Source organism: Nocardia sp. NBC_01499, assembly GCF_045040275.1.
GTDB lineage: Bacteria > Actinomycetota > Actinomycetes > Mycobacteriales > Mycobacteriaceae > Nocardia.
In genome coordinates this window covers 2,664,427-2,684,545 of record NZ_CP109426.1, presented here as the reverse complement: position 1 = coordinate 2,684,545, position 20,119 = coordinate 2,664,427, and the positions used below count along the sequence as shown (strand labels likewise).

23 protein-coding genes and 4 tRNA genes are annotated in these 20,119 nt (G+C 67.3%); 13 read left to right on the top strand and 14 right to left on the bottom strand.

Going from position 1 to position 20,119, the window contains the following annotated elements; genetic code table 11:
- The first annotated feature begins 65 nt into the window (after positions 1-65).
- Positions 66-2,639, top strand: coding sequence for a DNA translocase FtsK (locus OG203_RS12275; protein WP_405165775.1), 2,574 nt, complete (start codon positions 66-68; stop codon positions 2,637-2,639).
- A gap of 88 nt (positions 2,640-2,727) precedes the next feature.
- Here the strand turns inward: OG203_RS12275 and OG203_RS12270 are convergent.
- The 6 genes from OG203_RS12270 to OG203_RS12245 all read right to left on the bottom strand — a co-directional run bounded on the left by OG203_RS12270 (position 2,728) and on the right by OG203_RS12245 (position 4,731).
- Positions 2,728-2,800, bottom strand: a tRNA-Arg gene (locus OG203_RS12270).
- 29 nt (positions 2,801-2,829) lie between these two features.
- A tRNA-Leu gene (locus OG203_RS12265) sits at positions 2,830-2,903 on the bottom strand.
- A 10-nt stretch (positions 2,904-2,913) separates the two neighbouring features.
- Positions 2,914-2,985: transfer RNA gene (locus OG203_RS12260), tRNA-Arg, on the bottom strand.
- A 12-nt stretch (positions 2,986-2,997) separates the two neighbouring features.
- Positions 2,998-3,079: transfer RNA gene (locus OG203_RS12255), tRNA-Tyr, on the bottom strand.
- A gap of 298 nt (positions 3,080-3,377) precedes the next feature.
- Positions 3,378-3,800 (bottom strand): hypothetical protein, encoded by a 423-nt coding sequence (locus OG203_RS12250; protein WP_405165774.1) that lies wholly within the window; start codon positions 3,798-3,800, stop codon positions 3,378-3,380.
- Between the two features lie 106 nt (positions 3,801-3,906).
- Positions 3,907-4,731: a class I SAM-dependent methyltransferase gene (locus tag OG203_RS12245; RefSeq protein WP_405165773.1), complete on the bottom strand. Its 825-nt coding sequence runs from the start codon at positions 4,729-4,731 to the stop codon at positions 3,907-3,909.
- A gap of 133 nt (positions 4,732-4,864) precedes the next feature.
- Here OG203_RS12245 and OG203_RS12240 point away from each other — a divergent pair, with 133 nt between their 5' ends.
- Positions 4,865-5,836, top strand: coding sequence for a TerC family protein (locus tag OG203_RS12240; protein ID WP_405165772.1), 972 nt, complete (start codon positions 4,865-4,867; stop codon positions 5,834-5,836).
- Between the two features lie 6 nt (positions 5,837-5,842).
- Here OG203_RS12240 and OG203_RS12235 read toward each other — a convergent pair whose 3' ends face one another.
- The 3 genes from OG203_RS12235 to OG203_RS12225 all read right to left on the bottom strand — a co-directional run bounded on the left by OG203_RS12235 (position 5,843) and on the right by OG203_RS12225 (position 7,433).
- Entirely contained in the window at positions 5,843-6,382 is a 540-nt protein-coding gene (locus OG203_RS12235; protein WP_405165771.1) for a hypothetical protein, read from the bottom strand.
- Positions 6,383-6,530: 148 nt separating this feature from the next.
- Entirely contained in the window at positions 6,531-6,815 is a 285-nt protein-coding gene (locus OG203_RS12230; protein ID WP_405165770.1) for a YciI family protein, read from the bottom strand.
- An 18-nt stretch (positions 6,816-6,833) separates the two neighbouring features.
- Positions 6,834-7,433: an amino-acid N-acetyltransferase gene (locus OG203_RS12225; protein WP_405165769.1), complete on the bottom strand. Its 600-nt coding sequence runs from the start codon at positions 7,431-7,433 to the stop codon at positions 6,834-6,836.
- A gap of 155 nt (positions 7,434-7,588) precedes the next feature.
- Between OG203_RS12225 and pgsA the strand changes: the two genes are divergently transcribed.
- The 5 genes from pgsA (at position 7,589) to OG203_RS12200 (ending at position 11,408) form a co-directional block, all read left to right on the top strand.
- The gene (pgsA, locus tag OG203_RS12220; protein ID WP_405165768.1) at positions 7,589-8,248 is read left to right on the top strand and encodes a CDP-diacylglycerol--glycerol-3-phosphate 3-phosphatidyltransferase; all 660 of its coding nucleotides are present in this window, start codon (positions 7,589-7,591) and stop codon (positions 8,246-8,248) included.
- Complete coding sequence (locus tag OG203_RS12215) at positions 8,245-8,784, top strand: CinA family protein (protein ID WP_405165767.1); 540 nt, start codon at positions 8,245-8,247, stop codon at positions 8,782-8,784. The genes pgsA and OG203_RS12215 overlap by 4 nt, the downstream gene beginning before the upstream one ends.
- A gap of 115 nt (positions 8,785-8,899) precedes the next feature.
- Positions 8,900-9,376 carry a helix-turn-helix domain-containing protein gene (locus tag OG203_RS12210; RefSeq protein ID WP_405165766.1) on the top strand — a complete coding sequence of 159 codons (477 nt, stop codon included), beginning with the start codon at positions 8,900-8,902 and terminating at the stop codon, positions 9,374-9,376.
- Between the two features lie 201 nt (positions 9,377-9,577).
- Complete coding sequence (locus OG203_RS12205) at positions 9,578-10,408, top strand: PspA/IM30 family protein (RefSeq protein ID WP_405165765.1); 831 nt, start codon at positions 9,578-9,580, stop codon at positions 10,406-10,408.
- Between the two features lie 124 nt (positions 10,409-10,532).
- Positions 10,533-11,408, top strand: coding sequence for a hypothetical protein (locus OG203_RS12200; RefSeq protein ID WP_405165764.1), 876 nt, complete (start codon positions 10,533-10,535; stop codon positions 11,406-11,408).
- Between the two features lie 263 nt (positions 11,409-11,671).
- Here the strand turns inward: OG203_RS12200 and OG203_RS12195 are convergent, their stop codons facing one another.
- On the bottom strand, positions 11,672-12,271 hold the full coding sequence (locus tag OG203_RS12195) for a hypothetical protein (RefSeq protein WP_405165763.1): 600 nt from the start codon (positions 12,269-12,271) through the stop codon (positions 11,672-11,674).
- A 474-nt stretch (positions 12,272-12,745) separates the two neighbouring features.
- Positions 12,746-12,940: a hypothetical protein gene (locus OG203_RS12190; RefSeq protein WP_405165762.1), complete on the bottom strand. Its 195-nt coding sequence runs from the start codon at positions 12,938-12,940 to the stop codon at positions 12,746-12,748.
- A gap of 382 nt (positions 12,941-13,322) precedes the next feature.
- Between OG203_RS12190 and OG203_RS12185 the strand changes: the two genes are divergently transcribed.
- Positions 13,323-13,490, top strand: coding sequence for a hypothetical protein (locus OG203_RS12185; RefSeq protein ID WP_396992466.1), 168 nt, complete (start codon positions 13,323-13,325; stop codon positions 13,488-13,490).
- A 37-nt stretch (positions 13,491-13,527) separates the two neighbouring features.
- Positions 13,528-14,277: a DUF2382 domain-containing protein gene (locus OG203_RS12180; protein ID WP_405165761.1), complete on the top strand. Its 750-nt coding sequence runs from the start codon at positions 13,528-13,530 to the stop codon at positions 14,275-14,277.
- 217 nt (positions 14,278-14,494) lie between these two features.
- On the opposite strand, the gene OG203_RS12175 is transcribed toward OG203_RS12180, so the two are convergent.
- Positions 14,495-15,400: a BTAD domain-containing putative transcriptional regulator gene (locus OG203_RS12175; protein ID WP_405165760.1), complete on the bottom strand. Its 906-nt coding sequence runs from the start codon at positions 15,398-15,400 to the stop codon at positions 14,495-14,497.
- Positions 15,397-15,897, bottom strand: coding sequence for a cupin domain-containing protein (locus OG203_RS12170; RefSeq protein ID WP_405165759.1), 501 nt, complete (start codon positions 15,895-15,897; stop codon positions 15,397-15,399). Before OG203_RS12170 ends, OG203_RS12175 begins: the two co-directional genes overlap by 4 nt.
- Before the next feature lie 99 nt (positions 15,898-15,996).
- Between OG203_RS12170 and OG203_RS12165 the strand changes: the two genes are divergently transcribed.
- From OG203_RS12165 to OG203_RS12155, 3 genes are all read left to right on the top strand, one after another.
- Positions 15,997-16,914, top strand: coding sequence for a LysR family transcriptional regulator (locus OG203_RS12165; RefSeq protein ID WP_405165758.1), 918 nt, complete (start codon positions 15,997-15,999; stop codon positions 16,912-16,914).
- Between the two features lie 147 nt (positions 16,915-17,061).
- A complete protein-coding gene (locus OG203_RS12160; protein ID WP_378726539.1) occupies positions 17,062-17,232 on the top strand; it encodes a hypothetical protein in 171 nt (56 codons plus the stop codon).
- A gap of 201 nt (positions 17,233-17,433) precedes the next feature.
- Positions 17,434-18,150, top strand: a complete 717-nt coding sequence (locus OG203_RS12155) for a PIG-L deacetylase family protein (protein WP_405167852.1) — start codon at positions 17,434-17,436, stop codon at positions 18,148-18,150.
- 84 nt (positions 18,151-18,234) lie between these two features.
- Here the strand turns inward: OG203_RS12155 and OG203_RS12150 are convergent, their stop codons facing one another.
- Positions 18,235-18,801 carry an HD domain-containing protein gene (locus tag OG203_RS12150; RefSeq protein WP_405165757.1) on the bottom strand — a complete coding sequence of 189 codons (567 nt, stop codon included), beginning with the start codon at positions 18,799-18,801 and terminating at the stop codon, positions 18,235-18,237.
- A gap of 142 nt (positions 18,802-18,943) precedes the next feature.
- Here OG203_RS12150 and OG203_RS12145 point away from each other — a divergent pair, with 142 nt between their 5' ends.
- Positions 18,944-20,107: a glycosyltransferase gene (locus tag OG203_RS12145; RefSeq protein ID WP_405165756.1), complete on the top strand. Its 1,164-nt coding sequence runs from the start codon at positions 18,944-18,946 to the stop codon at positions 20,105-20,107.
- Positions 20,108-20,119: the final 12 nt, after the last annotated feature.

Genomic DNA, 20,119 nt, shown 5'->3' with positions numbered 1-20,119 from the left:
CCTGAGACCTGCGATACCAGTGTTGCGGATGGTCTGGGAGGGGCGTTTGCGGCTAGCCTGGGCTCATGGCAGGTAAGTCCCGCAGCACCACGACTACTCGGGCGCGGGCGGGATCGGCGCGGGGGAGGACCACCACGGCTCGGTCCCGCGCGGCGACGCCCCGCACCACGACGACCCCGCGCGGGCGCCGCCAACCCGTCCGGCGGCCGGTTCGGCGCAAGTCGAACACCGCGCCGCTCGCGGTGTTCAGCCGCGGCATCAGTAGCGGCTGGAACATGCTTGCGCGCGGCCTCGGCGCCACCACGCGGACGTTGAGCAAGGCGGGCGAGATCGAGCACGGCCACCGTCGTGACGGCATCGCGCTTGCCCTGATCGCGTTGAGCGCGGTGATCGCGGCCGCGGTGTGGCTGTCGGCGGGTGGTCCGGTCGGGCACTGGGTTGGCGAAGCGATCCGTGCCGTTGCCGGATCGGCGTCGGCCGGTTTGCCGTTCGTGGCCACCGCGATCGCGGTGATTCTCATGCGGACCGAGGCGCATCCGGAGATCCGGCCGCGGCTGGTGCTCGGCGGGCTGCTGGTCGGTCTGCCGGTGCTAGGGCTGTGGCACGTCATCGCCGGGGCGCCGACCGATCCGCACGGGCGTTCGCGCGCCGCGGGTTTCGTCGGATTCGTGGTGGGCGGGCCGCTCACCAACGGACTCACCGCCTGGCTTTCGGTGCCGATCCTGTTGCTGGCCATCGTCTTCGGCGTGCTGCTGCTGACCGGCACCACCGTGCGCGAGGTGCCGGCCCGACTGCGCGAGTACTTCGGTACCGGCAGCGGCGGCGACGAATACGGTGAGTACGACGGCGAATTCGAGTACGACCCGGCCAAATATGACGCCGACGGGTTCCCGCTGCATTCCGCCAAGACGAAGCGCCGCGGCCGCACCCCCGTGGAGAACTATCCCCCCGACGAATTCGGCGATCCCGACGCGGTAACCGAGGTGCTCGGCGAGCCGCCGTTGCAGGACGCCAAGCCGATCGCGACGGAAGAGCCTGCCGCCAAGCCGAAACCGAAGAAGCAACGCCCGGTCGTGAAGGTCGAGGACCAGACCCCGCCGCCGCCGAAGCAGCTCGAGTTCGTCGCCGACCGAGAGGTCGAGGGCGACTACATCCTGCCGCCGATGTCGCTGCTGACCGACGGCGATCCGCCCAAGAAGCGCAGTGCCGCCAACGAATCGATGATCGAGGCGATCACCGAGGTGCTGGTGCAGTTCAAGATCGACGCCGCCGTCACCGGTTTCGTGCGCGGCCCGACGGTCACCCGCTACGAGGTGGAGCTCGGGCCGGGTGTGAAGGTCGAGAAGATCACCGCGCTTGCCCGCAATATCGCGTATGCCGTTGCGACCGAGAACGTTCGGCTGCTCGCGCCGATTCCTGGCAAGTCCGCCGTCGGTATCGAGGTGCCGAACTCCGACCGCGAACTGGTCCGCCTCGCCGATGTGCTCAAGGCGCCGTCGACCCGAAATGACCACCACCCGTTGGTGATCGGGCTCGGCAAGAACATCGAGGGCGATTACCTCGCGGCGAACCTGGCCAAGATGCCGCACCTGTTGGTCGCCGGTTCCACCGGCTCGGGTAAGTCGAGTTTCGTGAACTCGATGCTGGTCTCGCTGCTGCATCGGGCCACGCCGGACGAGGTCAGGATGATCCTGATCGACCCGAAGATGGTGGAACTCACCCCGTACGAGGGCATTCCGCACCTGATCACGCCCATCATCACCCAGCCGAAGAAGGCGGCCGCCGCGCTGACCTGGCTGGTGGAGGAGATGGAGCAGCGCTATCAGGACATGCAGGCCAACAAGGTTCGCCACATCGACGACTTCAACAAGAAGGTGAAGTCCGGCGCGATCACCGCGCCGCTGGGCAGCGAACGGGTGTACCGGCCCTATCCGTACATCCTCGCCATCGTCGACGAGCTCGCCGACCTGATGATGACCGCGCCCCGCGACGTCGAGGACGCGATCGTGCGGATCACCCAAAAGGCCCGTGCCGCAGGCATTCACCTGGTGCTCGCCACCCAGCGGCCCTCGGTCGACGTGGTCACCGGCCTGATCAAGACCAACGTGCCGTCCCGATTGGCCTTCGCCACTTCGTCATTGACCGACTCGCGCGTCATCCTGGACCAGCCGGGCGCCGAGAAACTGATCGGCATGGGCGACGGCCTTTTCCTGCCGATGGGCGCGAACAAGCCGACCCGCCTGCAGGGCGCGTTCATCAGCGACGAGGAAATCCACGCCGTCGTCGACTTCGCCAAGAACCAGGCCGAGCCCGAGTACCAGGAAGGCGTCACCGCCGCCAAACAGGGCGAAAAGAAAGACGTCGACCCCGACATCGGCGACGACCTCGACGTCTTCATCCAGGCCGTCGAGCTCGTCGTCACCTCCCAATTCGGTTCCACCTCAATGCTGCAACGCAAACTCCGCGTCGGCTTCGCCAAGGCGGGCCGCCTCATGGACCTGATGGAAACCCGCGGCGTAGTAGGACCGAGCGAAGGCTCCAAAGCCCGCGACGTCCTCATCAAGCCCGACGAGCTGGACGGCCTGCTGTGGACCATCCGCGGCGGCGGCGAAGAGCCACCGCCGGAGGAATCCGACTAGTCGCCGCACACTCGCGGCGCTGCGCGCGATCGAATTCACAGGTTCACCGCCGATACCACGGACGCCAGGCCGTGCGCGGGAGCCACCGCGTGCCCGGAAGGATTTGAACCTCCGGCCTCCTGCTTCGTAGGCAGGCGCTCTCTCCGCTGAGCTACGGGCACTCGCGCCCCACCCGGGCGCGAAAGCTGGGTTCCCTCGACGAGATTCGAACTCGCACCTGCCGGAATCTAGGTCCGGTGCCTCTACCGATTGGGCTACGAGGGATTGGGTTTCGTATCCATGGGTGGAGTCGAACCACCGGCCTGCACCTTCGGAGGGTGCCGCTCTTCCACTGAGCTACATGGATAGGAAACACGGGTGGCAGCAGGAGGATTCGAACCTCCGGTGGTGAATACACCTGATTTACAGTCAGGCCCCTTCGGCCGCTCGGGCATACTGCCGTGATCGTCGCTGTGGAGTTGTGCGGTACGGACACGAAAAAGGGGTCACCCCTTGGCGTTTGCCGCGGAGTGACCCCTTGCTCGGGTCTGTGGAAGACACGGGTCAGGGGCCGCTCCGGACGGTCAGCCGTCGATAGCTGACCGTCGATAGCACGGCATTGGCGCGCGACCGCCAGGCACCAGTGCGCGACCACTGTCGCTGCTGGGTCCCGGTCATCGTCTTCGCCTTCCTGATGGTGTGCGTTCTCTGGTACCGACGTTAACATCCGAATTTCGGGATGGGAACCGAATTTCGGGGTCAGCAGGTGCGGTTGGCCTCGCGGGAGATCGTGAACCCGGCGCCGGTGGTGTCATTGGTGCAGGTCACTCCGCTCTCGGCGGAGTCACAGGTGAACGGTCCAACGGTAAGCATCCCACCATACGGAAGTACTCGTCCGCCACCGCGGCTCCCACCGTCGATCGGCGCGCCGACGAACACGCCCTGGTTCAAACAGAGCGCTTTCGCATGTGCGCCGACGGCCAGCGCGCTCGCTTGCGGATTCTTGCTCCAGCAATCCGTGAACTCGGCGGGCACCGGCGAGGTGGCCCCCTGACAGCCGGCCTGAGCGTTGTCGTCGATCGGCTGATCGAGGATCGCGCAGAGGAACGCCCCGCACCCGGCCAGCAACGTCAGCGCGACGGCGCACGGCACCACAGCGATACGAGCTCCTCGGATTTGCATGACGGCATTCTGTCCTGCGATCCCCGGCTTTCGGCTGGGGCGCGCCGTGCCGCGTGATCGAAGGTGATCCGCGAGCAGTGCCATCACCGCAGGTGACAGCGGCAGATCAGGGCTTGCGCGCCTGCAGGGTGTAGCTGAGCGGCAGCCGCTCCGGGTGCTCGGTGAGATGCCATTCGCCACCATCGCCGAGCGTCATCTTACCGGGCAGCGCCTCCCACGGCACGCTCCGATGCTCGGCAAGCCCGGTGACCGACAGGCCCGCGTTCAACAGCGCGGTCACCACTTCACCGATCCCGTGATTCCATTCGTGGGTCGTCGTCTGCTCGAACTCGGCGTCGGTCTCGACGTAGGTGCCGCCGTCGGAAAACACCATCGGCTCCGGCATTTCGAAGTACGGGTAGCCGAGAACCAGTCGGTCCGTGTGGGTTTCGTCGGTCGCCCACAGCACGGGATGACCTTCCCGAATGAACAGCCGCCCACCGGGCCGCAGCAGCGCGGCGACGGTTCGCGCCCAGCGGTCGATGCTCGGAAGCCAGCACAGCGCACCGTTTCCGGTGTACACCAGGTCGAATTGCGCACCGCCGAGCGCGGATACCGCGTCGTAGACATTCGACTCGACGAAATCGATACCCGTACCGGTCTTTTCGGCGAGTGCGCGCGCCTGCGCCAACGACGCGGGCGAGAAGTCGAGCCCGGTCATGTCGGCGCCCAGCCTGGCCAGGGAGATCGTGTCGGTGCCGATGTGGCACTGCAGATGCACCCCGCGCAGCCCGCTGATGTCGCCGAGCAACGGCTGATCGAACCGCACCGCTGTGCTGAGAAAGTCGGGCTCGGCGAGGAAACGGTGCACCGCGTAGTCGCGCGCCGCGGCATGCGCCGGCGCGCGCTCATCCCAGTTGGCCCGGTTGAGGAGCAGGTAGTCGTCGGTCACGGTCGCCACTCTGGCATGGATGCCTCGGCGCGCGCATGTGAAATTATGGTCAGCAACCAACCCGCTAGCCAACTAGAACGGACAAATCGGGCATGATGGATGCCATGACCTTCGCTACCGATCGACGCACCGCATGCAGGTAACCGCTCTCGAGTGGGTGATCACCATCGTGGTGATCCTCGGCTTGTTCGTCTTCGACTTCTTCGCCCATGTGCGCACCCCGCACGAACCGACCTTCCGGGAATCCGGATTCTGGTCCGCGGTCTATATCGGAATCGCCCTGGCCTTCGGCGGTTTCGTCGCCTGGCAATGGGGTTCGACGTTCGCGGGGGAGTACTATGCGGGCTTCGTCACCGAGAAGGCGCTCTCGGTGGACAACCTGTTCGTCTTCCTCATCATCATGTCCACCTTCGCGGTGCCGCGGATCTATCAGCAGAAGGCGTTGCTGATCGGCATCGTGATCGCGCTGGTGATGCGCGGCGCGTTCATCGCCGTCGGCGCGGCCGCGATCAGCGCGTTCAGTTGGGTGTTCTATCTGTTCGGCTTCTTCCTCATCTACACCGCGGTCAAGCTGATTGCGGAGAGCGGCCACGAGGCCGAGCACGAGGAGAAGCGCGACAGTCGGATCGTCGCGCTGGCCAAACGGCTGCTGCCGACCACCGACAGCTACGACGGCGACAAGCTGGTCACCCGCGTCGACGGACGGCGCGCGCTGACCCCGCTGCTGCTGGCGTTGCTGGCGATCGGCTTCGCCGACCTGCTGTTCGCCCTGGACTCGATCCCGGCGATCTACGGTCTGACGGACCAGCCGTACCTGGTATTCACCGCAAACGCGTTCGCGCTCATGGGTTTACGGCAGTTGTACTTCCTGATCGGTGGACTCCTCGATCGTCTGGTCTACCTGTCCTACGGTTTGTCGGCCATCCTCGCGTTCATCGGCGTGAAGCTGATGCTGCACGCGCTGCACGAGAACACGCTGCCGTTCATCAATGGCGGCGAGCACGTCAGCGTGCCGGAAATCTCCACCCCGGTCTCGCTCGGAGTCATCCTCGGCATCTTGATCGTCGCGACGGTCGCCAGCCTGCTGCGCACCCGCAAGAACTGAGCGGGTTCAGAACACCCGGTTGCTGTCCGGTGCGATCTCGAACCCGTGCCCGTCCTGGTCGTTGCTGCAGATGACGCTGAAAGTCTCGGCCCGACAGGTGAATCCGTGCGCTTTCAGGGTGGATCCGGCGGGCAGCACCGGTCCGACGCCGGTGCCGGTCTTGACCTGCGGCCCGGTGTAGAAACCCTGGTTCACGCACAGATACCCGGCGTCCTCGCCGACCGCGACCGCGGCCGCCGCCGGATCGGTGCGCCAGCATCTCTGCATGTGCGGCGGCGCGGGGCCGGTCGCGCCCTGACAACCCGCGGTGCGTCGCGGTTGGCCGGTCGGCTGATCGAGGATGCCGCAGGTGATCTGCCGGTCCGCCGTCTGGAAGTAATAGCCGTCGGCGTTGCGGTAGAGCACCGGGTCGGCAATGCCGGGCTGGGTCAGCGGGCGGGCCGAAGAAGAGGTTGCTGGGTCCGATTTGTCCGGTACGCCCAGGTACGCGTACAACAGGCCAGCGGTGGCAGCCGTCGACGCGAAAACCGCTACGTATGTGCGCATGGCCGCGAGTCTGCCGTGTGGGGTAGGGGGTATGTCCGTATCGCGCACGGTGTGTCGCCGGAAGTTAGCTGTCTTCGACTAACTATCCGGGCTCGCCGCCCGATTCCCCGCAGGTAGAACCGCCGCGCGGGGAATCGGGACGGCACGCTCAGGACGTGAAAGCGCCGAGCACCGGAAGCCATTCGACGACGCGAACGTCATCGATCAGCTGCTGCCGCGCGAAGGGATCCTCGGCGAGCAGTTCGTCGAGTGCGGCGGCGTCCTCGGCCTGGAACAGGAGCAGCGCGCCGGACCCGTCCGGGTACGGCCCGCTGGTCAGCAGGGCGCCCGCCGCGAGCTGATCGGCCAGCCAGCCGCGATGCTCGGGACGATGGGTGTCCCGGCCGGCGACCGTGGCCTCGGAGTAGGTGTAGTGAACGGCGAAGATCGGCACGGCGAATCGCTTCCTATGTCAGAGAGTAAGCAGCATCCGAGTATTGCCGAGGGTGTTCGGCTTCACGTAGCTCAGGTCGAGGAACTCGGCGACGCCGGTGTCGTAGGACCGGCACATCTCGGCGTACACCTCGGCGGTCACCGGCGTCCCCTCGATCTCCGCGAACCCGTGCCGCGCGAAGAAATCCACCTCGAAGGTCAGCACGAACACCCGCCGCAGCTCCAGCTCGCGCGCCACCGCGATCAACCGCTCCACCACGATCCGGCCGACGCCGCTGCCCTTGACATCCGGGTGCACCGCGACCGTGCGCACCTCGCCGAGATCGGCCCACAGCACATGCAGCGCACCACAACCGACCACCCGGCCGTCGAGCTCGGCAACCCAGAACTCCTGCACCGCTTCGTACAGCGTGACCAGGTTCTTTTCCAGCAGTATCCGACCGGCGTAGACATCGACGAGGCGTTTGATCTCGGGCACGTCGGAGGTTCGCGCGCGTCGGATGACCAGTGCGGTGCTCAGGGGGGTGGCAGTCGACGGGGCGGGTGAGCGCTGCGTGCTTAGAGGCACGCCCGGATGTGCGTCGCTGGTCGAACCACCTAGTGGTCCCCGAGAGTTCATGGGGTGCAGAGTAGTCGGGTGGGTTACCGATAGGCTGAACGTGTGCCACACATCCAGTCGTCCCGCTCACCGCATCGCGCCGGGCAGCGGGTCCGGCATGACGCGCGCCGGGTAGGTGCCGGTCATCGTCATGCCGTGCAGGGTCTGGGGTGTGTATGAGTGCACAACCGGAAGAGATAGAACGACGCTGGTCGGCGACCGCGCCGATCAGGTCCGGGATCGTCTCGCCGCACGCTGAACCCGTCGTGCCGCTGATGAATATCGCGAACATCCTGACGATGCTGCGGATCGCGCTTGTCCCGTTGTTCGTGGTCGCGCTGTTCGTCGACGGCGGGCACGAACCGGTCTGGCGGATCGTCGCGGCCGCGCTGTTCGGCATCGCCGCGATCACCGATCGCTTCGACGGGCAACTGGCGCGCAAATACGGACTTGTCACCGATTTCGGCAAGCTGGCCGACCCCATCGCGGACAAGGCGCTGATCGGTTCCGCGGTGATCGGGTTGTCCGTGCTCGGCGACCTGGCCTGGTGGATCACCCTGGTCATCTGCGGCCGCGAGATCGGTGTCACGCTGCTTCGCCTTGCCGTGGTGCGCCGCGGCGTGATTCCGGCCGGACGCGGCGGCAAGCTGAAAACCCTTGTGCAGTCCCTCGCGATCGCGGTCCTGCTGCTGCCGCTCGGCGGCTGGCTCGCCACCGCGGGCATGGTGCTGATGTATGTGGCCGTCGCGCTGACCGTGATCACCGGCCTCGACTATGTCGGGCAGGCGTTGCGGGTGTGGTTCGCGGGCGGGCCTGGCCGAACGCGCGGCGCATGACGGCGGTCTCGGCTGATCCGTTGCTCGCGGACGTGCCTGCCGCCGATCTGGTGCACGCGTTGACCGCGTCGGGCCAGACCGTCGCGACCGCCGAATCCCTCACCGCCGGGCTGTTGTCCGCGACCATCGCCGGAGTTCCCGGTGCCAGTGCCGTGCTGCGCGGCGGGCTCGTGGTGTACGCCACAGATCTCAAACACAGCCTCGGCGGCGTCAGTGCCGAAGTATTAGAGACGGAAGGTCCGGTCGCGGCGAGTACCGCCGAACAACTGGCGGTGGGCGCCCGGACGAGATGCGGGGCAGACTGGGGAGTAGCGCTGACCGGTGTCGCCGGACCCGATTCGCAAGACGGGCACCCGGTCGGCACCGTTTTCCTCGGTCTAGCCGGGCCGGGGCACACCGAGGTGATGCGGTTGAAACTCCTCGGGGACCGGTGGACGATCAGGATCAGCGCGACGCACATCGCGGTGCGTGAATTGTTGCGATGTGTGCGACGACCGGACGCGCGTGCGGCCGGGCAGGGCGGGCAAGGTGAATGATTTGCGCCCGGCGGGAACCAACCGGGCCTTGTCCGACGTTGTGCCAGAAAGAACGGCGTGCGTGGCACTCGTGAGTGTCATGCAGGTCCCCTGACAGGGAGCGAAGGAGAACGAGATGACGCTGCTGCGAGAGGCCATCGGGGACAGTCTGCGGCGTGCTCGTCTCGCCCAGAACCGGACGCTGCGCGAGGTGTCCACCTCGGCGCGCGTGAGTCTTGGCTATCTCTCCGAGGTCGAGCGGGGCCGTAAAGAAGCCTCCAGTGAGTTACTGGCCGCCATTTGCGCGGCCCTCGATGTGCCGCTGTCCCGGGTGCTCTGGGATGTGAGCACGATCATGGCTGGCGCCGACGGCCTGCCGACCCGCACCCCGGCCGATGCCGCGGCCGCAGCGCTGCCGGTCGACGCGGAGCAGACCGCCGCCGAGGCCGCGCCCGCCGCGGACGTGCCCGCCGCCGAGCCCGCGCTCGCACCGGCGAGTGCCAGTCTGTCGGTGGCCGGAGCAGGCGTTCGTCCGCTGCCGCTGGCCATGGACACCAGAATCGTCATTCCCGCACCGAAGGCCGACATGCTGGTCCTGGTGAAGGGCATGTGACACCCAGCGACAGGTGGCAGCCGCGGCAACGCTGCGGACCGGCGCCGAAAGCGGATAGATTCTCACTAGGCGTCGGTTGGGCCGGGTATACCCGGCCCAACGGCCGCATGGTGGAGGATAGGCACATATCGAGTGCGTGACGGTCGCGCACTGGAGCCGCGTCGAGGGGCGCGGCACGTCAGATGGAGGCGGGATCAATCGATGGCTAATCCGTTCGTCAAGGCCTGGAAATACCTGATGGCCCTCTTCGATTCGAAGATCGAGGAGCACGCGGATCCGAAGGTCCAGATTCAGCAGGCTATCGAGGAAGCTCAGCGCCAGCATCAGGCCCTCTCACAGCAGGCCGCGTCGGTCATCGGCAATCAGCGTCAGCTGGAAATGAAACTGAACCGGCAGCTCGACGAGGTCGAGAAGCTCAATGCCAACGCGCGCCAGGCGGTCACGCTCGCCGACCAGGCCGGTAACGCTGGCGACACCGAGAAGGCGATCCAGTACACCAACGCCGCCGAGGCGTTCGCCGCGCAGCTGGTCACCGCCGAGCAGTCGGTCGAGGACCTCAAGGTGCTGCACGACCAGTCGCTGCAGGCGGCCACCCAGGCCAAGAAGGCCGTCGAGCAGAACGCGATGCTGTTGCAGCAGAAGGTCGCCGAGCGCACCAAGCTGCTCAGCCAGCTGGAGCAGGCCAAGATGCAGGAGCAGGTCTCCGCGTCGCTGCAGCAGATGGATTCGACGCTGTCGGCGCCGGGGACAACGCCGAGCCTGGACGCGGTGCGCGAGAAGATCGAGCGCCGTTACGCCAACGCCCTCGGTTCCGCCGAGCTCGCGCAGAACACGGTGCAGGGTCGCATGCTCGAGGTCCAGCAGGCCAGCATTCAGATGGCCGGGCACAGCAAGCTCGAGCAGATCCGCGCGTCGATGCGCGGCGACCAGCTGCCAGCGGGTGGTGCGGCCCAGCCTGCCGTCAATCCCGCACCGGCCCAGGCCAACCCGGCACAGCCGCAGATGAACAAGGGCCAGGCCGCACAGCAGTAGCCGCTCGGCGAGGACTTGTCGGTGGTGGCTGGTTCACTGGTCGACAACACGGGTACCGGCGGGTCGGCCGTCGGCCACGCCGGACCGTGCTGGTCCGATCCGCGCAACCAGTGGGAGAGATGGCATGACTCGGGATAAGGCGTTTCCGGGCCGCAGGCGCGATGCGGCGATCGTGCGAGCGCAGGCGGCGCTGGCGCCGCAACCGGGAAGCCTGCCCGACAGTCTGCGCGAGGCAGGCGAGCACGCGCTGGTCGCGGTGCGCCGCTGGGCCGACCCGCGCGAGCGGGAACTACGCCGTCGGCGCCGAGTCCGCCGCCGCAGCTTTCAGCTCGGTACCGCCTCCGGCATCACCACCGCGGGAGCCGTCGGGCTCGTGATCCTCACGGCGCCTGCATGGATCGTCGTCGTAATCGGCAGCGGCGCGGTCGCACTCGCCACCGGCACCGCGCTCAGCGCCCGCCGCTACTTGCGGCTGCGCAACTCACCACTGCCGCAAGCCACGTTCATCCCACGCAAACAGCCACCCCTGTGGTCCCGGGCGCGCGGACCCATCGCCAGACTGGTCCGCGCCGAACGAGCCCTGCACGCCCTCGGCGCCCAAATCGCCCGCGGCAACCGGCTGCCCGACGACGAACTCACCGACATGCTCGAAACAGCAGGCTCCGGCTCGGCCGCCCTGCACGCCCTCGCCGCCGACGTGACCGCGATGGAACAGGCACTGGGCGCCATGGGCCGCACCAAATCGCCTGCGGCAGCAGCCCTCACCGACAACCTCCACTTCGCCCTCGGCCGCCTCGACACCGGCGTAGTCGAATACGAACAGGTCGTCGCCGCCGCAGGCCGGATCCTCGCAGTCCCCGAAAGTGCCGTGCTACGACACAATTTCGACGCGATCGTCGCCGACCTCCGCCACGCCGCCGACCGCCTGGACGGGTGGGCACAAGCTCTGACCGAGGTCGCCGATCAGCAGGTGCCGATCTCGCAGCCAGGTCAGCTCTGACCACCGCGTGAACCCAGGGGCTGCGCCGGATCTACCCTCTCGGGATCGCCCTCGGCTTGTGTCGACCCTTGTGGTCTGGTGCTCCCGAATGCTGGGCCCAACTCGGTCGGAGCATCACCCCTGCGGATCATCAGCACACGTTCGTCTGGCAGGCGGCTGCCCCTGAGTGCCGCGCAATCCTGAGCGCGCGCACCGCTGGGCAGCTCCCGATCCATCGCGGTGTCGCCGAGCCAGGGCGTGCAAGGCGCGGCACAGCTGCGCGATTACGTACGACGCGCTCGCCAACGTTTCAGCAGCAGGGCGAGGAGTGGGAACACGAAGAATGCCACGAGCAGCGCGAGAATTGTTGCGGCGGTGGAGGTTCGATTGCCCGGTGTATCCGTGTGCCGCGGTGTCGCGAACGGCGGGCCCGGATACTGCGTCGTCAGGTACCGGGGTGCGGTGTTTCGCGATGGTGGGTTTTGCGCTGGCGGGGACGGCGTGCCTGGGTACCGCTCAGCCGGGTACGGCGAGGTGGTGTCGTGCTGTGCTGGGTACCGCCGGGCCAAGTCCGCCGGGGTGGTGTCGTGCTGTGCTGGGTACCGCCGGGCCAAGTCCGCCGGGGTGGTGTCGTGCTGTGCTGGGTACCGCCGGGCCAAGTCCGCCGGGGTGGTGTCGTGCTGTGCTGGGTACCGCTGAGCCAGGTCCGCCGGGGTGGTGTCGTGCTGTGCCGGGTACTGCTGAGTCAAGTCCGGCGAGGTGCCGTCGTGCTGTGCCGGGTACTGCTGAGTCAAGTCCGCCGGGGTGCCGTCGTGCTGTGCTGGATACTGCTGAGTCAAGTCCGCCGGGGTGCCGTCGTGCTGTGCCGGGTACTGCTGAGTCAAGTCCGCCGGGGGCCGTCGTGCTCTGCTGAGTACTGCTGAGCCAGATATGGCGGGGTGGCGTGGTGCTGTGCCGGGTACTGCTGAGCCAGGTATGGCGGGCCGAGGCACGGGCTCCCGACGGGCCCGGGCGTGACGCGATGCGGTGGGCAAGGCAGGGCGTGCTGGGGTACCGGGTATTCAGGCGGCGCGGGGTCGATCATCACGTCATCGTCGTTGTTCGGCGGACATCGGTGTATCCGCCGAACAGTCGACACAGCAGTGCATCCGGCGCGCAGGCCACGCACATTATGTGACGCAAGTGCCACGATCAGGCGGGGGTTGTCGGCGCGGATGGTCGCGCCTGCGTACGCCCCGCGCACGTTATGACGCAAAGGCCCGTTCATCCGGTTGATCCGAGCGGCGTCGCAGAACCCGGCCGACGCTACCGGCGAACCGTGCGCTAACCGGTCTCGATTCAGCGAAGTCCATCCCGATTCAGCGCAGTCCATCCCGGCGTCGCAACTCCTCGGCCCTGGCGCGCAGCGCGGCATTGACCAGTTCGCGGCCCTCGGCCATCAGGTCGAGTACTTCCCAGGAAGCTTTGCGGGCGGCGCCGCCGACGATTCCGGCGATCGCTCCGCCGTGGCGCCGAGCCGCCGCGGCCAGTTCTTGTGCGAGTTCGTTTTCCATCAGGCACCGACCGTCACGTGGGATTCAGTGAATGAGTGTGTGCCGAACGAGGTGTGTACATAAGCCGACCATCCCTTCCTGACTGCGACTATCCGGCAAGCTGCGCGCAAGATCAGAGTACAACCGTACACTGACCGAGGTCGCCGCTGGGAGAGCGCAAAACCGAAGCCTCCGCGAAGCGTAATAGGCGACGGGGCCGACCGGTACACCCAACCGAGGCGACCCGCACCGAACCCCCGCGACACATCGCCCGGTCGCGCGCTGATTTCACCGATGAGGCGTTTGGTGTAGATCACGCCGGGTAGTTGCCTTCTTGTAGCTGATCGGCCGGATTCCCTCACAGGGGATCGGGAACATTCACTACAAGGGCAGGAGCAGACAGATGCTTGATATTGCCTACCGAAAATCCGCGATCGACCAGGACACGCAACGGCTGGATATCAGCAGATATCTGGCCTGGGGCAACGTCGATGATCCGGTCCGACGCTCGCGGCAATCGCAGCGAATCGCCGAGGATCTCGACCAGTCCGATCAAAAAGCTAGTGCCTGAATCACTTTCATCGAATGCAACGCGGAGGAATCACATCATGACCGGAATGCTGGAAGAACTCATCGGAAGCGCTGTGTACGACCCGGAAGGCGACAAGATCGGCAAGGTCAAGCGGATCTACGTCGACAACACCTCCGGCGCGCCGACCTGGGTGTCGGTGAGCACCGGCATGTTCAGCGGTGACTCGCTGGTCCCGCTGGCGGGCGCCCAGCTGCAGCACGACCCGGAAGCACTGCAGGTGCGCGTCGAGAAGGAGGAGGTGAAGACCGCGCCGCATCTCGAGCACGACGGTCTGATCAGCCCCGAAGCCGAACGCGAACTGTTCGATCACTACCACATCGACCCGAGCAAGGCCGGTATGGAAATGGGTGGCAGGCAGCAGATGCGTGGCGGTCGCCGCCCCGATGACCAGGGCATGGTGCGTTCCGAGGAGCGCCTGGCGGTCAACAAGCAGAACGAGGAGGTCGGCCACGCGCGTCTGCACAAGTACGTGGTGACCGAGGAGCAGACCGTCACCGTGCCGACCACGCACGAAGAGGTCCGGATCGAGCGCGAGCCGATCACCGACCGCTCGCAGGTCGGTCGCGCCGACATCGGCGAGCAGGACGCCGAGGTCACCCTGCACGAGGAGCGGGTCACCGTGCAAAAGGAAACCGTGCCGGTCGAGCGGGTCCGCCTCGCCGTCGATCAGGTCCAGGACGAGCAGACCGTGTCCGAAACGGTCCGCAAGGAGCGGATCGAGACCGAAGGCGTGCAGGACGATCGCCGCAACCCGCGTCGTAAGTGACCCTCGGCGCGACTGATATCACTGGGTGAGGATCAGGCCAAACCTGATCCTCACCCATATCTCTGCCACACGAATCAGTCAGTGCAGCAATGGTATTGGTGATGTTGTGGCCCTCTCGGAGGCGTCGATCAGGAGCCTGGCTTGCCCGAATGTCGCCGTTCGCCCGCGCGGATCTGTTAATCGCCCAGGGCGGCAACAGTGTTGGCTTCGGCGTCGATCAGAAGCCTGGTTCCGGGCGTCGGAAGCGATGCGCGAGTATCGCGACGTCGCGGTACCGGGTGACCCGCTGGACGGTCGAATGTGCTGGACTGCTTGGGGTTCCGGTCGCGCGAGCTGGATGCAGTGCGGGATCGTGCCGGAGGATGCGAACCTCGAGGTCGACGGTTTCCGGAGCGAGCGCGGCGCCGAATTGGGCGGCGAGGGTGAGTCGTAAGCAGCGCAGGAGGTCGAGCGCGTCGACCTGCCTGCCCGCGCGGTAGAGGGCGAGCGCGTGCAGTCGGGCCAGCGGTTCGTGCAGCGGGTGCTCGCCCGCCAAAATGCCCATCTCCCTGAGGCATTCGAGGCCGGTGCCGAGGCGCAGCGCGGCATCCAGTCCGGCGATGGTCAATTCGAGCCGCCACGCGTCCAGCCTGGCGGCTTCCACCGCGGCGTACGGCGCCCACAGGAGGTCGGCGAGCGCCGGTCCGCGCCAGAGCCGCAGTACCTCGTCGGCGGCCGCTCTGACCTCGGCATAGCGACCGGCCCGCTGTGCGGCATACAGCCGATCCGCGATGGCTTCCGCGGCGAGCAGGTCGCCGACGACCAGCGTTGTTCGGTAGCCGGCCGGGGTGCGCAGGACCGTCGCGCCGTGCGCACCCAGCGCCGTCCGCAGTCGCGAGACGACAACGCGCAATCGTTCGACCGGTCGCGAGAGCTCGCCGTCACCCCACAGATCAGCGGCAAGTCGCCGATCGGGGACAGGAACCCCACCCGCGAGCGCGAGCCGAACCAACGCTGCCCGCTCGAGCGGACGGTCGACCCCGATCATCACCGCCCCATCGGTGACCGACACCGGCCCGAGGATGCGCACCTGCGCGTATCCCGAAGCGCTGGCCGGATAGATGATGCGTTGTGGCGCAGTCATTTTCGCCTCTCCTTCCGGTTCGACGGCGACGGACCGACAACGGTGACCCCATACCGCGCGAATTCCGTCTCGACCTCCGCTCCCGAGGGCCGCCGGGTATCGGCGGGCGGCAACACGAGCCCGGTGGCCGCGGTACCGAACGTCCGGTGTGCCCGCTCCACACCCGCCGGGGTGTAGTGGTGCAGCACCCGTGCCGTGGCGGTATGCACCGCGAACCCATGCGGAATACCGCGGGGCAGCCACACCGAGGTACCCGGCCCGGCAGGAATGCGGGCCAGTCCGCGATGCACGGTGAGCTCACCATCGAGGACGAAGCACAGTTCGTCCTCGCGCGAATGCAGATGGACCGGCGGCTCGTCACCCTTCGGCAGCACGACCTCGGCGAGCGAAAGCACCCCGCCCGTGGTTTCAGCGCGCTGATGCCAGATCATCAGCCACCCGAACGCCCATTCTGCGATCGGCTGGTGCTGCCCGAGTTCGTGACGTTGTTCCGGCAAGGCAGGACTCCTCGATTGATCACCCGATGTGAACAATGCTCGATCCGCCGAGCCGAGAACGGAAACACCGATCCGCTGTCGGATCTACAATCCACACTTGTGGATGTGGAATTCCGGCACCTACGCGCGTTCCACGTACTGGCCACCGAGCTGAACTTCACCAAGGCGGCGGCTCGCCTGCACCTGACCCAGCAGGCGCTGAGCAATCAGATCAAGCAACTCGAAACGCGTATCGGCGCCACACTTTTCCAGCGCAACAGCCGTCAGGTGACGCTCACCGACGCCGGTCGAACGCTGCTGGCCAGGGTGCCCGACATCCTGGACACCGTCGGCGCGGCGATCGCCGACACCCGCGACACCGAGTCCGGCCAGCGCACCGAACTGATCGTCGGCATCCGAGGGGTCACCGGCCTGGACATCACGCCACGGGTGTTGCGCGCCTTCGCGGCCGAGTTCCCACACGTCGCGGTGACCGTCGGCAAGGTCGAATTCGACGATTCGAGCGCGGGCCTGCTGGCCGGTGCCTCGGATGTCGGGTTGATCTGGCTGCCCGCGCCGGACGGCCTCGACGTGACGCCGCTGCTTGCGGAGGAGCGGATCGCGCTGCTCCCCGCCGATCATCCGTTCGCCGCCGACGCCGCGGTCGCGCCCGCGGAACTGGCCGTCCAGCCGTTCGCGTGGTGGATCGACAATCGCGATCTCGTGGCACGCGACTTCATGACACTGGCCGAATACCGCGACGGCCCAGCGACTATCGGCGCCGAGGTAGCCACGCTGGAGGATCTGCTCGCCGCGGTGGGCAGCGGTCAGGCGGTCGCGGTCTCGGTCGCCTCGGTGTCGCGTTTCTTCCCGTGGTCGGGTGTCGTCACTCGGCCGTTGCTCGATGTCGCGCCCGCGGTACTGGCCGTCGCCTGCCGCGCGGGCGATGCTCGACCGCTGGTGGCGGCCTTTGTTCGGATCGCGTCGAAGGTCGCGGCCGAACTGACCGCCGAGGGCGCGGCGGCCCCGTCGCCGTGATACTCGCGGCGGGTAGGTAGTCAGGGTTCACCCTGATCTTCACCCCGATATCGTTGCTGACCTGGTGATTTATCGCCGCACAGCTGTCAGAGTAGAACCTGTCGGATCGTGGGAGAGCGGTTCGCGGAGACCCTCGGAGGCTGGCAAATGTTGTGGAAGATTATCGGAATCGTCGCGGTCGTCTGGATCGCGCTGGCCATCATCGGTGCGCTGATCAAGGGGCTGTTCCCGATCCTGGTGATCAGCGCCATCGTGTTCGGCCTGTACCTGCTGTACAAGGCGGTGTCGGGCTCGGACAACTCGGTCAGCAAGCTGTAGCTTCCGCCTGCGGAGCGGCTTCAGCGCGCCGGGTAGCGCAGCGAAGCCGTGCGGGCGGCCGTCGGACGGAACCAGGTGTGGCCGGGATCCCACCGGGAGGCGCGAGCGAAGTCGCGACCGTCCGACCAGGGGCCGTGTGCTCCCCGATGAGGGGAAGCGCACGGCCCCTTCGTCGTATCGAGGTCTGCTTGAATGGCATTCGTGGAGCACCTACCGGAGGATTGGCAGCGCGGGCTGGTCATCGTCGCGCACCCCGATGACATCGAATACGGTGCCGCCGCGGCGGTGGCTCGGTGGACGGGGCAGGGTAAGGACGTTCGGTACGTCCTGGTCACCAGCGGGGAGGCTGGCATTGCGGGGCTGCCGCCCGCGGAATCCGGGCCGGTGCGCGAGGCCGAGGAGGTTGCTTCCGCCAAAGCTGTTGGCGTGCAACAGGTGGACTTCCTCGGCTATCCCGATGGGCGGGTCGAGGAATCCTTGCGGTTGCGTCGTGATCTGGCCGGGGCGATCCGGCGGCATCGACCAGAACTGGTGGTGCTCTTCAACTTCAGCGACACCTGGGCTCCTGGTTACGCCAACAGCGCCGATCATCGTGCGGTCGGCCGCGCGGCCTTGGACGCCATTTCCGACGCCGGTAACGAGTGGATCTTTCCCGAGTTGACCGACGCGCCGTGGTCGCCGCGCTGGGGAGCGGTGGTGGGCCCCAAGGTAACTCACGCCGTCGACGTCACCGCGAACATCGATCAGGCCACGGCGTCGTTGGCCGAGCACCGCCGCTACCTGGAGGTGCTCAGCTCGGAACCGGTGCAGGATCAGGTTCGCGCCATCGTGGACCGGGCGACCGGCCCGATCGAAGATTTTCCGGCCGAGCGAGCCGTCGGCTTCGAGCTCTACTACTTCAGCGGCACGCCGGACTGAGCTCGGCGAGACCCGTTGTCACCCAGCCGAACCAGCACCCACACGGCATCGGTGAGGGGGAACTGACGGCGGCGGCCTCTCGCGTTACTCCGCCACCAGTTCCCCATGATCTTGGTCGGCGACCCGCCTGATGACGGGAATCCAGGAGTCGAGGGGTGCGACGGTGAGGCCGACCACCTTGCCCGCGTCGTCGGCGCGACGCAGGGCGAGGGCGGCGTCGAAATCCGGGTCGGCACGGAATTCGGCGATCTCCGCGGCGTTCATCGGACCGCCCTGCGCTACGAGGGTGCGTTGGCTGGAGGGGGACAGGCCCTCGGTATGCGCCGAATCCGTCGCTGCCAGATAGCGTTTCGCGACCACATGCAGCTCGACCAGGCGTGCGACGCGAGCACCGAGCAGCTCGCGGATCGCGTCCGCGCCATGCCTGCCGTGGCCCGCGTCGTCACCGGGGACGAGCTGGTGGCCGATGTCATGCACCAACCCGGCGACCTGCAGCTCCTCGTCCCGTGGATACCGCTGCCGCAGCAATTCCGCGCACTGCCGGTCGTGGTCGAGGATGTCGACCGGATCGCCGCTGCGGTCCGGCATATCCCAGACGTCCTCGCCGTTCGCCAGCAGCACCATCAATTCGTCCACCGTGGACACCCGCACGATCGCTCCACTCTCCGACACCAATTGGTCTAGACCATAGCGCCGCGCGGGCCGGAGGTCACGTGAAGTTCTGCTGTCGAGCAGGTGAAGTCGCGGGAGATGGGTGCTGCCGGGCCGCGAGACGGTGTGGCAGGCTATGCGGATGCGAGTAGCCGTAGTCGCGGGACCCGATCCGGGGCATGCCTTTCCCGCCATCGCGTTGTGCTTGCGTTTCCTGGCCGCCGGCGACGAGCCCGTGCTGTTCACGGCCCCGCGCTGGTTCGACGCCGCCCGCGATGTCGGAATCGGCGTCCGTCGCCTGAAGGGCCTGGCCCCACGCCCGGCCGACGATGACACCGACGCGGGCCAGCGCATCCACGAGCGCGCCGCGCACATTTCCACCGAGATCATGCCCGACCTCGGCGCCATGCTGCCCGAGCTGGTCGTGTCCGACGTACTCACCGCGGGCGGCGGCCTGGCCGCGGAACGACTCGGTGTCCCGTGGGTCGAGCTGTCCCCGCACCCGCTCTATCTGCCGTCGAAAGCCTTGCCGCCCATCGGAAGTGGCCTCGCCCCCGGCGAGGGGCTGCGCGGCCGGATGCGCGACGGCGTGCTGCGCACGATGACCGCCCGCGACATCCGCAACGGCTTGCGTCAGCGCGAACATGCCCGCGAAGGCGTCGGCCTGCCCGCCACCGACCCGGGCCCCGCCGCCCGCCTGATCGCCACCCTCCCCGCGCTGGAGGTGCCGCGTCCCGACTGGCCCGACAACGCCCACGTCATCGGCCCCCTGTTCTGGGAACCCACCGACGCGATCCTGTCGCCCCCACCGGGCGACGCCCCCTTGGTGATGGTCGCCCCGTCCACCGCGCACACCGGCGTGACCGGCATGGTGGAGACGGTCCTCGACGCGCTCGCGGGAGCCGATGTCCGCGTGGCGATCTCGACCCTCGACACCCCGCCCGCCGATCTACCACCTTGGGCCACAGCAGGTTTGGGTCGCCAAGACGAACTCCTGACCCACGCGTCGGTCGTCGTTGGTGGTGGCGGCCACGGCCTCCTCGCGAAATCGCTGTCCGCCGCCGTCCCCGTTGTCACCATCCCCGGCGGCGGCGACCAATGGGAGCTCGCCAATAGGGCTGTCCGACAAGGAAGTTCGCTACTCGTCCGCCCGTTGACGCCGGATGCTGTCCGCGCCGCCGTCCTGGAAATCCTGTCGACCCCGCACTTCGCCGCGGCCGCGAAGCAGGCAGCGGCGACCGCCGCGGACGTCGCCGACCCGATCCAGCTCTGCCATCAGGTTCTCGACACGGTGCGGGCGGGTTAGCGGCCCTCCACG